Annotated in this window: 14 protein-coding genes; 6 read left to right on the forward strand and 8 right to left on the reverse strand. The window is 59.7% G+C overall.

What is annotated here, in order from left to right; all coding sequences use genetic code 11:
* The first annotated feature begins 231 nt into the window (after positions 1 to 231).
* A complete protein-coding gene (locus AACY49_RS12610) occupies positions 232 to 582 on the forward strand; it encodes a BON domain-containing protein (protein WP_258696182.1) in 351 nt (116 codons plus the stop codon).
* Between the two features lie 4 nt (positions 583 to 586).
* Here AACY49_RS12610 and AACY49_RS12615 read toward each other — a convergent pair whose 3' ends face one another.
* Positions 587 to 1,246: a carbonic anhydrase gene (locus tag AACY49_RS12615; protein WP_258696181.1), complete on the reverse strand. Its 660-nt coding sequence runs from the start codon at positions 1,244 to 1,246 to the stop codon at positions 587 to 589.
* 173 nt (positions 1,247 to 1,419) lie between these two features.
* Positions 1,420 to 1,887, reverse strand: coding sequence for a cyanase (cynS, locus tag AACY49_RS12620; RefSeq protein WP_339524076.1), 468 nt, complete (start codon positions 1,885 to 1,887; stop codon positions 1,420 to 1,422).
* 117 nt (positions 1,888 to 2,004) lie between these two features.
* Here cynS and cynR point away from each other — a divergent pair, with 117 nt between their 5' ends.
* Positions 2,005 to 2,889 carry a transcriptional regulator CynR gene (gene cynR / locus AACY49_RS12625; protein ID WP_339524078.1) on the forward strand — a complete coding sequence of 295 codons (885 nt, stop codon included), beginning with the start codon at positions 2,005 to 2,007 and terminating at the stop codon, positions 2,887 to 2,889.
* Between the two features lies 1 nt (position 2,890).
* Here the strand turns inward: cynR and AACY49_RS12630 are convergent, their stop codons facing one another.
* The 4 genes from AACY49_RS12630 to AACY49_RS12645 all read right to left on the reverse strand — a co-directional run bounded on the left by AACY49_RS12630 (position 2,891) and on the right by AACY49_RS12645 (position 6,969).
* Complete coding sequence (locus tag AACY49_RS12630) at positions 2,891 to 3,193, reverse strand: hypothetical protein (RefSeq protein ID WP_258696178.1); 303 nt, start codon at positions 3,191 to 3,193, stop codon at positions 2,891 to 2,893.
* Positions 3,194 to 3,345: 152 nt separating this feature from the next.
* A complete protein-coding gene (locus AACY49_RS12635; protein WP_258696177.1) occupies positions 3,346 to 3,675 on the reverse strand; it encodes a hypothetical protein in 330 nt (109 codons plus the stop codon).
* A 571-nt stretch (positions 3,676 to 4,246) separates the two neighbouring features.
* Positions 4,247 to 4,786: a GNAT family N-acetyltransferase gene (locus AACY49_RS12640; RefSeq protein ID WP_339524080.1), complete on the reverse strand. Its 540-nt coding sequence runs from the start codon at positions 4,784 to 4,786 to the stop codon at positions 4,247 to 4,249.
* Between the two features lie 233 nt (positions 4,787 to 5,019).
* Positions 5,020 to 6,969 (reverse strand): DNA topoisomerase III, encoded by a 1,950-nt coding sequence (locus tag AACY49_RS12645; protein ID WP_258696175.1) that lies wholly within the window; start codon positions 6,967 to 6,969, stop codon positions 5,020 to 5,022.
* 38 nt (positions 6,970 to 7,007) lie between these two features.
* On the opposite strand from AACY49_RS12645, the gene AACY49_RS12650 reads away from it, so the two are divergent.
* The 4 genes from AACY49_RS12650 to AACY49_RS12665 all read left to right on the forward strand — a co-directional run bounded on the left by AACY49_RS12650 (position 7,008) and on the right by AACY49_RS12665 (position 9,941).
* Positions 7,008 to 7,193 (forward strand): hypothetical protein, encoded by a 186-nt coding sequence (locus tag AACY49_RS12650; protein ID WP_258696174.1) that lies wholly within the window; start codon positions 7,008 to 7,010, stop codon positions 7,191 to 7,193.
* A complete protein-coding gene (locus AACY49_RS12655) occupies positions 7,193 to 8,659 on the forward strand; it encodes an alkaline phosphatase D family protein (RefSeq protein ID WP_339524083.1) in 1,467 nt (488 codons plus the stop codon). Before AACY49_RS12650 ends, AACY49_RS12655 begins: the two co-directional genes overlap by 1 nt.
* A gap of 24 nt (positions 8,660 to 8,683) precedes the next feature.
* Positions 8,684 to 9,445, forward strand: a complete 762-nt coding sequence (locus AACY49_RS12660; protein WP_258696172.1) for a hypothetical protein — start codon at positions 8,684 to 8,686, stop codon at positions 9,443 to 9,445.
* A gap of 133 nt (positions 9,446 to 9,578) precedes the next feature.
* Entirely contained in the window at positions 9,579 to 9,941 is a 363-nt protein-coding gene (locus tag AACY49_RS12665) for a DUF427 domain-containing protein (protein ID WP_258696171.1), read from the forward strand.
* A gap of 131 nt (positions 9,942 to 10,072) precedes the next feature.
* Here AACY49_RS12665 and AACY49_RS12670 read toward each other — a convergent pair whose 3' ends face one another.
* Positions 10,073 to 11,695, reverse strand: coding sequence for an MFS transporter (locus AACY49_RS12670; RefSeq protein ID WP_339524086.1), 1,623 nt, complete (start codon positions 11,693 to 11,695; stop codon positions 10,073 to 10,075).
* 153 nt (positions 11,696 to 11,848) lie between these two features.
* Positions 11,849 to 13,498, reverse strand: coding sequence for a GMC family oxidoreductase (locus AACY49_RS12675; RefSeq protein ID WP_339524088.1), 1,650 nt, complete (start codon positions 13,496 to 13,498; stop codon positions 11,849 to 11,851).
* Positions 13,499 to 13,525: the final 27 nt, after the last annotated feature.

Genomic DNA, 13,525 nt, shown 5'->3' on the forward strand with positions numbered 1-13,525 from the left:
AAACCTGTGGGAGCGTGGCTTGCCCGCGAAGAACGATGACGCGTAATACCTGAAAAACCGCGGTGCATTCTTCGCGGGCAAGCCACGCTCCCACAGGATTTCCGTCGCTCTTATTAACTTACCGGCATTAGGGGCTGCCCCCTCGACTGCAACGTCCGCCTATACTTAATGTATGTCCGTGTCTGCGTGGGGACGGGCAGTGCCTCTGATTACGTGAGGGAGGGTTGCGCCATGAAACTTCATTCCTTTCAACATTACTCTCATGACCTGGAAACGGTCGTTCACGACACGTGGATTACCGCCAGGGTGAAGTCGGCCCTGGCATTGGCTGAATCCACCCTTGGCCTGAATGTCCATGTCAAAACCCATGCGGGCAGGGTGGCATTGAACGGTCGCGTCAACACCCATCGGCAGTGTGAGCAGGCTGTTGCTCTGGCTCGCTCGGTGCCAGGTGTCGTCGACATCGATGCCAGCGAATTGCTTACTCATGTGTTCACACCAGGACATTTTCCAGAAGCGCCCAATGCCGAAGACACTCCTGAGCGTCGGCCACAATCGTCAGCCAAGACGGACGACAAATGACCCTTCAGGCGGCTTCGACCGCTTTGCCATAAACGGCGCAGGTGCCCGGGTGCTCGGCCAGCGACACGAACGTGCGGCTGTCGGCATCCAGGGCATCGACCGAACCGGTCTCGATGTCATAGACCCAGCCATGCAGGTTCAGCAGGCCTTTTTCCTGGGCCAGGCGCACGCTCGGGTGGGTCTGGATGTTCGCCAGTTGGGCGATCACGTTTTCCCGCACCATCGAACTCACTTTGGCCGCGTCGCTGGCATGAGGGCGGGATTCGTTGATCACCTTGGCCGACTCGGCGTGCTGCAGCCAACCGCTGACGGCGGGCAGGTGATCCATGCATTTGCACTGGGCAATGGCGGTCATGGCGCCACAGTCCGAATGCCCGCAAATCACGATGTCCGTCACGCCCAATACCGCGACTGCATATTCGACCGTGGCCGACACACCGCCGGGATGCGGGCTGTAGGAGGGCACGATATTGCCGGCATTGCGCACCACGAACAGTTCGCCGGGCTCTTGCTGGGTCAGCAGTTCCGGCACCACGCGGCTGTCGGAACAGGTGATGAACAGGGTGCCGGGATGCTGGGTGGTGGCCAAGTGTCTGAACAGGTCGGTACGTTGTGGGAAGGCTTCGTTCTGGAACTTCAATAAACCTTCGATGAGCGCTTTCATGGCGGACTTCCTTGCAATGAGTGAGGGGGGCTGATGCCTAATCGCTGATCAGTCAAGTGCAATCCATGTGGGCTCGCTCGCGAAAACGGTGTGTCAGGCGACATCAGTGTTGACTGACACTCCCTCTTCGCGAGCAAGCCCGCAGGTTCCGCACCTGAATTGACTGGGTTGTTTCAGAAGGGACGCAGCGGCAGGAACTTGCCGTCCAGAGTAATCACCGCGCGGGAACCGCCTTCCGGATCTTCGACCTTTTTCAGGTCCAGCTTGAAGTTGATCGCACTGATAATGCCGTCGCCGAATTGCTCGTGAACCAGCGCTTTGAGGGTGGTGCCGTAGATCTGGATCATCTCGTGGAAGCGGTAGATGGTCGGGTCGGTCGGAACACCGGAGAGGCTGCCGCGCAGCGGGATGATCTGCAAACGGGCCACGGTGTCGGCGTCCAGCTCGAGTTTCTCGCCGACCACTTTGGCGGCGGCTTCCGGCAGCGGATGCTGGCCGAGCAGGGCGGCGGTGACGTAGGCCAGGCCCAGGCCGGTGCCGTCGGTCAGATCCTGCCAGGACAGATGTTTGCGCGCCTTGGCATCGAGGATCGACGTGGTCAGGGCCAGACTTGGGTCCTGGTAAGCGTGGGACTGTTGCATGGTGTGACTCCTATCGGTTGTGGCTGGAAAGTGGAGCCATCTTCGGTCGATTTATTCATAGCGTCCAAGATCGATATACAATGCTTTGCATAAGTTCTGCCTATAGATGGTGTGCCCATGCTGCTCCGACATTTGCGCTACTTGCTGGCGGTCGCCGACCACGGCGGTTTCACCCGTGCCGCTGAGGCGTTACACGTCTCTCAACCGACGCTGTCCCAGCAGATCCGGCAACTGGAGGACACCCTGGGCGTCAGCCTGTTCGACCGCACCTCGCGCACGGTCAAGCCGACCGATGCGGGGCAGGCCTACATCGAATGCGCTCGTCGGGTGTTGGTGGAGCTTGAAGCGGGGAAACGCGCGCTGCATGACGTGAAGGACTTGTCTCGCGGCACCTTGCGACTGGCCATGACGCCAACCTTCATGGCGTATCTGGTGGGGCCGCTGGTGCGCGACTACGTGGCGAAGTTTGCGAACATCCATCTGCAGATTTTCGAGCTATCGATGGACGACATCGAGGCCGGGCTGCTCGACGACTCGCTGGACATCGCCATTGCCTTTACCCCGGTGAGGAGCCCCGACATCGAGTGCCTGCCGGCGTTTGTCGAGACCCTGGGCGTAATGGTCGGGAACGGTCATCCGTTGTACGAGCGCCAGAGCCCGCTGCTGCCAAAGGAGATGGCGCAGCTGGAGTTCGCGTTGCTGACACCGGACTTCATCACCCGATCTTCCATCGACGAATATTTTCGGCAACAGAACATCACGCCCAAGGTGGCGATCGAGGTGAACTCGGTGAGTACGTTGCTGGAGGTCATTCGTCACACGCCGATGGCCACCATCCTTCCAGAGCCCATCGCTACCGCGGAACGGGCATTGCGCCGGATTGAATTACAGGGCGAAGCCCCCCGGCGCGACGCGGCATTGCTGCGCAGGAAGAACAACTATCACAGTGCCGCGTCAGTGGCGTTCGCGAACCTGGTGATGTCTGGCAGCGCCACTGAGTAGATCAATCATCCACTGACTGGCAGATGCCATTGCCGCCTTTCTTGCTGGTGTAGGTCACGGCGACCGAGTCGTCATCGGCGATGCTGATCGAGATCGTCACGTCCGGCCCCTTGGCCTCGAAAAGGCGATCGTTGATCATTTTGGTCTGGGCTTCTTTGCTGTTGATCATCACCGGGCCATCCTGGTCGGCGTGGACCATGATTTTCCCGGGGCAGTCCACATCGAAGGCGGGAACGCCGGGGACGCTGTTCGCATGGGCCGCACTCGCCAATGCCAGTAGCATGAATGTCAGGGTTCTTTTCATCGCAGACCTCCAGCGGATAAACCGATGTCCAGCGCTGTGTTAACCATAGCTGTGTTCTTTTGACTCAGCGTGAGGTTAGAGGTGCATGCGCCACAAACAAAAAAAGGCCCCGCTCGATAAAACGAGCGGGGCCTTCTTGTGTTTGGGAGAGATCAGTACAACCGATCAATCACCCGTACTTCGTTCTGGTTCTGCATCGAAGCCCACGCCTGTTTCAGCGTTTGCAGCACATTGCCGATGAAGTCCTTGTCGGCCGCGGCTTTCTTGCCGACATAACCTTGGCCGCGACGGTACATCTTCAGTCGGGCGAGCAGGTTCTGGTTGTTCTGGTCGAACGCTTCTTCGTGGGCATGGGGCGACAGGCAGTCGATATGAACCTGGCCCGATTTGCTGATCCACAGAATATGGCTGTCTTGGCTGTCTTTTTGCGCAGCGAACAAGCGGGCCAGTTCTTCGACAGTAGGTTGATTGTTCAGATTCATTGTAAGCCCCTTGACCATTTGGTGATCTTTCAAAGTTGATTCGCTAATACAGGTAGCCCATCGGTTAGTTGATCCCTGGCACCGAAACCAGGACGTCAGCGGTCGACCGTCAATACGACGGGGTCGCGCGTCTGTTGCATGTAGTCGTGTTGAATAACTGCTACGCAATAGCGTCACAACGAAGAGAAGCAGCGAAAACCTGGAGGCCACTGCCGACGTTTTCAGGGTCGGCCACAAGCTTCATGAGGATTGATCGCCAGCGCTTCTCGTCCTTGTACTGGACGTTCAGGCCAGGTCAGCTTCTTCAATCTGCCTTGTGGGCAGCGTGTATCCGGGAAAAACAGCTCGGCGGTCAGACGAGCTTGCTCAAACGTGTTGCCTGTACTCCCGATCGGGGAGACGTCTGCATCATGCAAGGGCAAATCGGAGGCGTCAACGGTTTTGTAGTGATTATTTTTGTTCACTACATATTGTCGGACAAAGTGGTTTTGGCATTAGAAAATCGGCATGGCTAGCGCTTGGAGGGCTGTGGCGTCGCTGGAATCGTCAAGATCGCAGCCTTCGGCAGCTCCTACGGGGCCGGGGTAGGCGTAGCCGAAGGCTGCGATCTTTCAAAGCGGTAAACGGTGCAGGGATAACCGTCCACCAGCAGCTGATGCAGGGTGAACTCGGCACTCGTGAGGTCGGGTATCACCCTGGCCCAGAACAGCCGCGCAGGTTGGTTGGCATCGATGTGGAAAATTTGCCATTGACCGGGGAACCGGCTCAAGAGGGCAGAGACGACAAACTTCGCGACGCCTTGGCCACGAAAGCGGCGACTGAGAAAAAAGTAGCCGATGTTGTGCTCGGCGCCGACGATATGGGTCTCGTTATCCACGGTCACGAACCCTGCCAACTCGCCGTCGACCCTGATCAGAAACGGCCTGGTTGCCGGGTTGCGCCAGTAGTCCGGTTTGGGCTGGATGTTGAAGAAACCATGCTCCCCGAGTTTCAGCGGCAGCCATTCGCTGAAGTCGTACATGTAGAACTGCATCAGGTTTTCAATGGTTTCCAGTTCGTCGCGCTGGGCGGCATGCAGTTCTATCGAGGGCTGGCTCCTGATTGTCGTCATGGTTGTACCTTTGCAGAAAGCAGGGCTGTTGCCTGATGCCTGTCAGTTAGGGTGCGGAACCTGTGGGAGCGAGCCTGCTCGCGATAGCGGTGTGTCAGTCGACATCAATATTGACTGTGCCGCCGCCTTCGCGAGCAGGCTCGCTCCCACATGGATTGGGCTTGACTGACTGCCATGGGGGCTATTGCCGGACATGAAGAACACTAGACCATTCAGGTTCGCTCGAACTGTCCTCAAGCCTTGCTTGCCGGTTTTGCCGCGCGTTTGGTGCCGGTCGAGGGCTTGCGCTTGGCGGGCTTGCGCTTGTTTTTCCAGGGGGTGGCGCCACGCCCGGCCGGGCTTGCCGGCCCGCTGATGGTCAGGTTCAGACCGGCGCAACGTGCCACCTGCTTGCTCATCCACGCAGCCTGTTTGGTGACGAACTCTTCCAGGCTCATTTCACCGCTCTGCACCATGTCCAGCGCCTGTTCCCAGATCGCCGTGGTTCCGGGGTCGGCAATCGCTCGCGGCACGGCATCGATCAGGCTGAACGCCGCCGGCGTCGCGGCCAGCGCCTTGCCATTCTTCACCAGATAACCGCGGTCGAGCAGGCCCTGAATGATCGACGCGCGGGTGGCTTCGGTGCCGATGCCGGTGGTGTCCTTGAGCTTTTGCTTGAGCAGCGGATCTTCCACCAGTTTGGCGACGTTTTTCATCGCCTTGATCAGATCGCCCTCGGTGAACGGCTTGGGCGGCTGGGTCCAGAGGTCCTTGAGCTTCACGTCGGCCACCGCGCAGTCACACCCTTCGGCCAGTGCCGGGAGTGTCTGCGGCGCGGGTACTTCGCGGCCCTTGGCAGGCGCGAGGGCTTCGGGCAGGGCGCGTTTCCAGCCGGGTTCGACAATCTGCTTGCCCACGGCGCGCAAGGCTTCACCGGCACAGTCGAAGTCGGCCTGGGTCCGGTCATATTCATGGTTGGGCAGAAACTGCGCCAGGTAACGCGCACGAATCAGGGTGTAGACCGCCCGTTGCTTGCCCACCAGACGGTCGAGGTTTTTCGCCGCGGCCGTTGGAATGATGCCGTGGTGAGCACTGACCTTGGCGTCGTTCCAGGCCCGTGAGCGGCGTTGGGGCTCCAGGTGGTCGTGCAGGGCGTTCAGGGTTGGGTCCGCTTGCCGGAGCGCCGCCAGAATGCCCGGGGCTTCGCTGTGCTGACTCAGGGGCAGGTAGCCGCAGTCGCTACGTGGGTAGGTGATGACTTTGTGGGTTTCGTACAGCGCCTGGGCGATATCGAGGGTTTCCTGAGCGCCGAGCCCAAGCTTCTTCGAGCAGACTTCCTGCAAGGTGCCCAGGTCGAACGGCAAAGGCGCGACTTCGCGCATGCGTTCGGTGCGCAGTTTGATCACCCGAGCGCTCGCCGCGCTGCCAATGGCCGCAGCCGCTGTCTGGGCCAGCGCCTGATTCAGGCAGCGGTCCTGATCGTCGCAAGCATCGGAGGCCGCCCGCCATTGAGCCGTGAACGTGGTGCCGTCGTGCAGCAGTTGCACCTCGATGGCCCAGTAGGGCACCGGGACGAAATCGGCAATGCTGCGGTCGCGATCCACCACCAGACGCAAGGTCGGTGTCTGTACTCGACCGACCGGCAACACACCCTGATAGCCGGACTGACGCCCCAGCAGGGTGAACAACCGACTCATGTTCATCCCGATCAACCAGTCGGCCCGGGATCGCCCCAGCGCCGAATGATAAAGGCTGAACGTCTCGGCCCCGGGCTTGAGCGCCGCCAGCGCCTTGCGGATCGACGCATCGTCCAGCGCCGATAGCCACAGCCGCCGGATCGGCCCGCGATACCGGCAATGCTCCACCAGTTCCCGGGCGATCATCTCGCCTTCGCGGTCGGCGTCGGTGGCAATCACCAGTTCACTCGCCTCGCCGAGCAAGCGTTTGACCGCCTTGTACTGGCTGGCCGTGCGCGGTTTGACGGTCATCTTCCATTTCTCGGGAATGATCGGCAGATCCGCCAGCACCCAACGCTTGTAACGCGCGTCATAGGCATCCGGCGGCGCGGTTTCCAGCAGATGGCCAATGCACCAGGTCACCGTGACGTCCGTTCCCAGCCAGCAGCCGTCGCCCCGGCGTCTGGCGCCGAGCACGGCCGCGATGTCTTTGGCCTGGGAAGGTTTTTCACAGAGGTACAGCCGCATAACCACCATCGTCGTTCAAGGACCGAGAGGTGCACAGAATGGCGGTTGATGAGCGTTGGAGCAATCTTTATCTGTATGGATGTACAGCTTATGCGTTGCGATTGATTGCGCGCTCATTCTGGAAGGCTGGCCGCGTTGTGTTCCTGCCGGTCTTTGCTTTAATCAACGGCAAGCAGCGAGATCGGACTTCTCTGCATTCGAGCCTCTGGCCCAAGGAGCGGTAATGGCATATCTGATGGCTCGCCCAGTGCTTGGCGCCCTCGACGAGATCAAATTGTGGGTCGGGGTGTTTGGCGTGGCCCAACCGCCAGCCGTCGAATTTACCGTGGATGGCGCGTCGTGTTTGCCGGTCACGATGGATGGACTTCACCCCATCCGAGACCGAACGCCGGACAAGGGGTATCTCAACTATCAGGGGCTCTTTACCTTCGAAACCAGGGGCGCTGGTTGCGAGCATCAGATTGTGGTCCGCGCGGGTGCTGGTTTCGAACCCTGCGCTCTGCGGGTTTTTTCCTTGCCGGCCAAGGTGCCGCAAAAAATGGAAGGGAGCTTCAAGATTCTGCTCTCTTCCTGTTATTGCGTTGAAACCGACAAAGCGAATGTAGGGCGGTTCATCCAGAGCCTGCCCGTCAGGCCCGATATTTCATTGTTCGCGGGTGATCAGGTCTACCTCGATCAACTGCCCTTCGAGACCCTGCCGACAACGGAAGATGAACTGCGGCAGGTTATTTCCAAAAAATATCAACGCAACTGGACATCTACGTTCAAGGAGGTGGCGGGTCTTCAGTCTGCACTGGCCAAAGCGCCCGCCGTCTGCCTCCCGGATGATCATGAGTTCTGGAATAACTACCCTTGGCCTCAGTTCTGGAAAAGGGGTACCCAGACAGCCCCGACCCCCGGTGGCGGTGTGAACATCTGGGCCGATGCGGCGCTCGAGATGTTCCAGGACTACCAGGTGGGAGGCTCTGCGCAGAAGCCTTGGCTGCGCGTGGACATCGAGCCGTTGTTCATGCTGTTTCTCGATACCCGAAGTCATCGCAAGCAAGACTTCAACGACCCTTTCGGCCTGATGCCAGAGGAGGCCGAACAGGCGTTGAAGCAGTGGGCAAGCGAACTGATCGATTGTCAGAACCAGGGGATACCGCGAATCGGCGTGCTGTCGACCGGGCAGGCGCTACTGGTCAAAACGCCGTTCTTTGATGAGATGGGCGATGCCGAACTGTCCAATTACAAGGGACAGTTCAAAGTGATTATCGAAACGCTCGAGCGGCTGGGACAGCACGGCATTCAGGTGGTTTTTCTGACCGGGGACGTGCACTGGAGCCGTGTCGCACAGGCCAACTGTGTCAAGCGCGGGCAAATCACCCTGACCGAAGTCATCTGTTCGCCAACGAGTCTGCTGGTCACTCCGGGTTCCGATCAGGTGGCGCGACTCAAGGATTATCTGAAAAGTATTTTCGGCGAACGAAAACGTTGGCCTCTTCATCCTGAAGCCGAGCGGGCTCCGCCCTACATCGGTGTGAAGTCGTTTTGCCCGGTCAAGCAGCAAGACGGGAGTGGAAACCAGGTGGCGATTCTTGAGTTTTCCTGCCTGGGGCTTGGTGTGGAATTGAACGTCACGTACCACCCCATCACCGCACCCGCTTCGCCTGCCACTCGAGTCGGTCCATTTACGTTGCTCAATACCTGAAGCCATCGCTGCTGGAGAAGAGTCATGTCCGCCAAATATACAACCGTATCCAGATCCAACCCCGAGATACAAAAACTACGGCGCAAGGGTAAAGAAGACAACGTTGAATGGATTGGCAGGGCGATCACCGAACTGGTCGACAAAAAAAACACCGATCAATCCTATGTGTTGCTGCTGGGGGCCACCGATACGCTGGGGTGGCGTCTGAGAATCGGTCAGTCGCACCTGCGCTTCGACATGTTGCCGTCTTATTGGTCCACCTCGGCGTTTCTCAAGGTTTCCCCTAAAGGCATTGCACAGTCCAGCATTCTCCACGTGCCCTTGTTCCAGCCGGAAACCGGTATGTTTGCGTCCGAGCGCAACGGCGTGGTCGAGACGCCTCTCCAGCACCTGGAAGACCCCGACCACTGGAAAAACATTGCAGTCATTGCGTTACCCAAATCGCAGAAAGAAGTATTGAGCAAACTCGACCAGTTCGAGAAAGGACGCGCCTACGTGGATGCGCTGGAGCACGTATTACGCTGGCTCGCGTTCTCCTGGGGCGTGGCGCGCACCCCGAACCCGATACATGACGGGATTGGGTTGCCGTCGGCCTGCATGCTGGAAACCCTCTACGCCAGCGCAGGGCTGGATTTGACCCCAGGGCTCGAAACCCGGGCGTCGAGCCCGGAAGCCATCTGGGCGACGGCGATGTTTTGGTACGACTACTACACCAAAAACAACGTGCAGCCCCCAAAGGGCAGGTATTGGACGCCGCACGAATACAAAATCGAGGATGGCAAGTAGCGGGCGCCCAGGGCGTTGGCGCGTGTGGCGAAGGCGTTGCTGCCGTTTGGCTGTGTAACCGCCTTGATTCCGGAACATGAGGTATACCTGATGGATCGCGGTTACCGCGAAACAGCAAGGGAGGAACCCTTTCATGAAAGCCCCCGGACCCGGTAAGCCCATCGCTATCACCCCGCAACCCGGCTGTGTGGTGGTGAAATTCCATGGCATTCAAGTCGCGTCCTCCGATCGGACGCTGGTCATGCATGAGGCCAATTATCCTCCGGTGTACTACCTCCCGCGGGAGGACATCGCCGAACAGTATTTCGCCCGCACCGACCACACCAGCTATTGCCCGTACAAGGGCGATGCCAGTTATTTCAGTCTGCAAATTCCCGGGCATGAAGGCGCCAATGCGGTGTGGAGTTATGAGGACCCCAAGGTGTCGGTCGCGCAGATTCGCGGGTATGTGGCGTTCTATCCTGAAGAAGTGACGTTTGAGGTGCTCGATACCTGATTTGCAGAGAACATTGTGGTGTCGCAATCCCTGCGGGCTTGCTCGCGAAAGCGGTGTGTCAGGCGACATCAATGTTGACTGTGCTACCGCCTTCGCGAGCAAACCCGCTCCCACAGGTTCCGCTACTCAGATCAGTTTTTATCGAGGTCCACGTTTTTCGTCTCACGCAAACACATCATCCCCACCACCAGGCTCACCCCGGTAATCACCACCGGGTACCACAGCCCGTAGAAAATATCCCCGGTGTACACCACCAGGGCAAACGACACCGTCGGCAGGAAACCACCGAACCAGCCGTTGCCGATGTGGTAGGGCAGGGACATCGAGGTGTAACGGATGCGGGTCGGGAACAGTTCGACCATCAGCGCCGCCAGCGGGCCGTAGCACATGGCGGAGATGATGATCAGCGCGACGATCAGCGCCACGATCATCGGCTTGTTGATCAGCTGGGTGTCGGCTTGCGACGGATAGCCGGCCAGGGTCACTGCGCCGCGCAGGGCCGCTTCATCGTAGCCGTCTATTTTCACCTCGCCGACGCTCACCTGCACGGCGCTGCCGGCCGGGGCTGCTTCGCTGTTGTAGGGCAGGCCCTGTTTGACCAGGAAGGTTTTGACCTTGTCGCACGGGCTATCAAATTTCGCCTTCCCCACCGGGTCGAACTGGAACGTGCAGGTGGCCGGGTCGGCCAGTACAGTGATCGGTGCCTGGCGGCTGGCCTGGTCGATGGCCGGGTTGGCGTAATGGGCCAGGGTCTTGAAGATCGGGAAGTACAGCGCGGTGGCCAGCAACAGGCCGATCATCAGCACCGGTTTGCGCCCGACCTTGTCCGACAGCCAGCCAAAAAAGATGAAGAACGGCGCGCCGATGATCACGCTGACAATCAGCAAACTGTTGGCCAGGGCCGGGTCCATTTTCAGGAACTGGGTGAGGAAGAACAGCACGTAGAACTGCGCCGCGTAGAAGGTCACCGCTTGCCCGGCATTGATGCTGAACAGGGCAATCAGCACCACTTTGAGGTTGTCCCATTTGCCGAAGGAATCGCGCAGCGGTGACTTGCAGAGTTTGCCTTCCTCTTTCATTTTCACGAACGCAGGCGACTCATGCAGGCTCAAGCGAATCCAGGTCGAGATGCCCAGCAGCACGATTGAAAACAGAAACGGAATGCGCCAGCCCCAGACTTCGAACTGGTCGCCGGTGAAGTAGCGACAGCCGAGTACCACCAGCAGCGACAGCAGCAGACCGAGGGTGGCGGTGGACTGAATCCAGCTGGTGTGGAAACCACGTTTGCCCATCGGCGCGTGTTCCGCCACGTAAGTGGCAGCGCCGCCGTACTCACCGCCCAACGCCAGGCCCTGAAGCATGCGCAGCACCACGAGGATGATCGGCGCGGCAATGCCGATGCTCGCGTAAGTCGGCAGCAAGCCGACGCAGAACGTCGCCAGACCCATGAGGACGATGGTCGCGAGGAACGTGTATTTACGCCCGATCATGTCCCCCAACCGTCCGAACACCAGCGCACCGAACGGCCGCACAATGAAGCCGGCGGCAAAGGCCATGAGCGCGAAGATGAACGCCGTGGTGTCGTTGACCCCGGCAAAGAACTGTTTACTGATGACCGCCGCGAGGGCGCCGTAGAGAAAAAAGTCGTACCACTCGAACACGGTCCCCAGGGACGAGGCGAAGATGACTTTCTGGGTTTCCTGACTGGTGCCGGCGCTGCGGACGGCTTCTAAAGACTGAACATGTTCTGACATATCGGTATCCCTCACAGTGATTATTTTTGTTGTTCCACTGGTGTTGCGTGTTCCTTGTAGGGGTAATGCTCGATGTCCGTGAATCTAATGCAATCCCTGTGCGAGTGGGCTTGCCCGCGATGGCGGCGGTTCAGTCAACAGTAATGTTGAATGTCACACCGCTATCGCGGGCAATCCCGCTCCCACAGGGTTGGTGTTTACAACAGGGTTGAGGATCAATTGCGCGGCTTTTTCGGCAATCATCAACGTCGGCGAGCAGGTGTTGCCCGAGGTGATGCGCGGCATGATCGAGGCGTCGGCGATGCGCAGGCCGGGGATGCCGTGCACGCGCAACTCGGCGTCGACCACCGCGTCCGCATCGTTGCCCATCCGGCAGGTGCCCACCGGATGGAAAATCGTCGTGCCGATCCGCGCGGCGGCTTCGTGCAATTGCTCTTCGCTCTGCAAGCTGTCGCCGGGCAGGTACTCGACCGGTTTGAACGCTTGCAAGGCGGGCGCGGAGACGATGCGGCGGGTCAGGCGGATGGCGTCCGCTGCCACTCGCAAGTCTTCGGGATGGCTCAGGTAGTTGGGCTGAATCAGCGGCGCTTCCCGCGGGTCGGCGGAGCGAATGTCTATTCGGCCACGGCTTTGCGGGCGCAGATCACAGACCGACGCGGTGAAGGCGGGGAAGGCGTGCAGCGGTTCGCCGAAACGCTCAAGCGACAACGGTTGCACGTGATATTCGAGGTTCGCCGAGGTCTGCTCCGGCCCCGAACGGGCGAAGGCGCCGAGTTGGCTTGGGGCCATGGACAGCGGGCCGCTGCGGTCATACAGATAACGCAGGCCCATGCCCATCTTGCCCCACAGCGTGCCGGCGATCTGGTTCAGGGTGCGGGCGTTTTCCAGTTTGTAGATCAGCCGCAGTTGCAGGTGGTCCTGCAAGTTGCCGCCCACGCCGGGCAGTTCATGGGCAACACCGATGCCCAGCTTTTGCAGGAGCGGGCGAGGGCCGATGCCGGAGCGCTGCAGGATGCCCGGTGAACCGACGGAGCCGGCACACAGAACGATTTCCTTACGTGCCTTGAAGGTTTTTGCCTGGCCTTGCCAACGTGCGTTGACCGCCGAGGCACGGCCGTTTTCCAGCGATACGCGGTCCACTTCGACATCGGTCAGCACTGTCAGATTGGCGCGCTGGCGGATCGGTTTGAGAAACGCCTTGGCCGCGTTCCAGCGGATCCCGGCTTTCTGATTGACCTGGAAATAGCCGCAGCCTTCGTTGTCGCCCTGATTGAAGTCATCGATGCTGGCGATGCCGCTTTGCTCAGCCGCCATGCGAAACGCATCGAGAATCGGCCACGACAGCCGCTGGCGCTCGATCCGCCATTCGCCGGCGGCGCCGTGAAATTCCGAATCGCCGGCAAAATGGTTTTCACTGTGTTTGAACAGGGGCAGCACGTCTTGCCAGCTCCAGCCGGCATTGCCCTCGGCCGCCCAGCCGTCGTAGTCCTGGGCCTGGCCGCGCATGTAGATCATGCCGTTGATCGAGGAACAGCCACCGAGCACCTTGCCGCGTGGGTAGCTCAGGGCGCGGCCTTGCAGGCCCGGCTGCGTTTCAGTCTTGAAGCACCAGTCGGTGCGCGGGTTGCCGATGCAGAACAGGTAGCCCACCGGGATGTGAATCCATGGGTAATTGTCGCGGCCGCCGGCTTCGAGCAGCAGCACCCGGTGTTGCGGGTTGGCCGACAGTCGATTGGCCAGCAAACAACCGGCCGGCCCGGCGCCGACCACGATGTAGTCGAACTCATCAAGGGAAGTCTGCATCCCTGACCTCGTATTGTTGTTCTTGTT

This window comes from Pseudomonas sp. EL_65y_Pfl2_R96, assembly GCF_963970905.1.
Lineage (GTDB): Bacteria > Pseudomonadota > Gammaproteobacteria > Pseudomonadales > Pseudomonadaceae > Aquipseudomonas.

What these genes read in the sequence shown, in the direction of transcription:
- AACY49_RS12610 (WP_258696182.1), top strand. Translation starts at nt 232, where the DNA reads ATGAAACTTCATTCCTTTCAACATTACTCTCATGACCTGGAAACGGTC.
- AACY49_RS12615 (WP_258696181.1), bottom strand. Translation starts at nt 1,246, where the DNA reads ATGAAAGCGCTCATCGAAGGTTTATTGAAGTTCCAGAACGAAGCCTTC.
- cynS (WP_339524076.1), bottom strand. Translation starts at nt 1,887, where the DNA reads ATGCAACAGTCCCACGCTTACCAGGACCCAAGTCTGGCCCTGACCACG.
- cynR (WP_339524078.1), top strand. Translation starts at nt 2,005, where the DNA reads ATGCTGCTCCGACATTTGCGCTACTTGCTGGCGGTCGCCGACCACGGC.
- AACY49_RS12630 (WP_258696178.1), bottom strand. Translation starts at nt 3,193, where the DNA reads ATGAAAAGAACCCTGACATTCATGCTACTGGCATTGGCGAGTGCGGCC.
- AACY49_RS12635 (WP_258696177.1), bottom strand. Translation starts at nt 3,675, where the DNA reads ATGAATCTGAACAATCAACCTACTGTCGAAGAACTGGCCCGCTTGTTC.
- AACY49_RS12640 (WP_339524080.1), bottom strand. Translation starts at nt 4,786, where the DNA reads ATGACGACAATCAGGAGCCAGCCCTCGATAGAACTGCATGCCGCCCAG.
- AACY49_RS12645 (WP_258696175.1), bottom strand. Translation starts at nt 6,969, where the DNA reads ATGCGGCTGTACCTCTGTGAAAAACCTTCCCAGGCCAAAGACATCGCG.
- AACY49_RS12650 (WP_258696174.1), top strand. Translation starts at nt 7,008, where the DNA reads ATGGCGGTTGATGAGCGTTGGAGCAATCTTTATCTGTATGGATGTACA.
- AACY49_RS12655 (WP_339524083.1), top strand. Translation starts at nt 7,193, where the DNA reads ATGGCATATCTGATGGCTCGCCCAGTGCTTGGCGCCCTCGACGAGATC.
- AACY49_RS12660 (WP_258696172.1), top strand. Translation starts at nt 8,684, where the DNA reads ATGTCCGCCAAATATACAACCGTATCCAGATCCAACCCCGAGATACAA.
- AACY49_RS12665 (WP_258696171.1), top strand. Translation starts at nt 9,579, where the DNA reads ATGAAAGCCCCCGGACCCGGTAAGCCCATCGCTATCACCCCGCAACCC.
- AACY49_RS12670 (WP_339524086.1), bottom strand. Translation starts at nt 11,695, where the DNA reads ATGTCAGAACATGTTCAGTCTTTAGAAGCCGTCCGCAGCGCCGGCACC.
- AACY49_RS12675 (WP_339524088.1), bottom strand. Translation starts at nt 13,498, where the DNA reads ATGCAGACTTCCCTTGATGAGTTCGACTACATCGTGGTCGGCGCCGGG.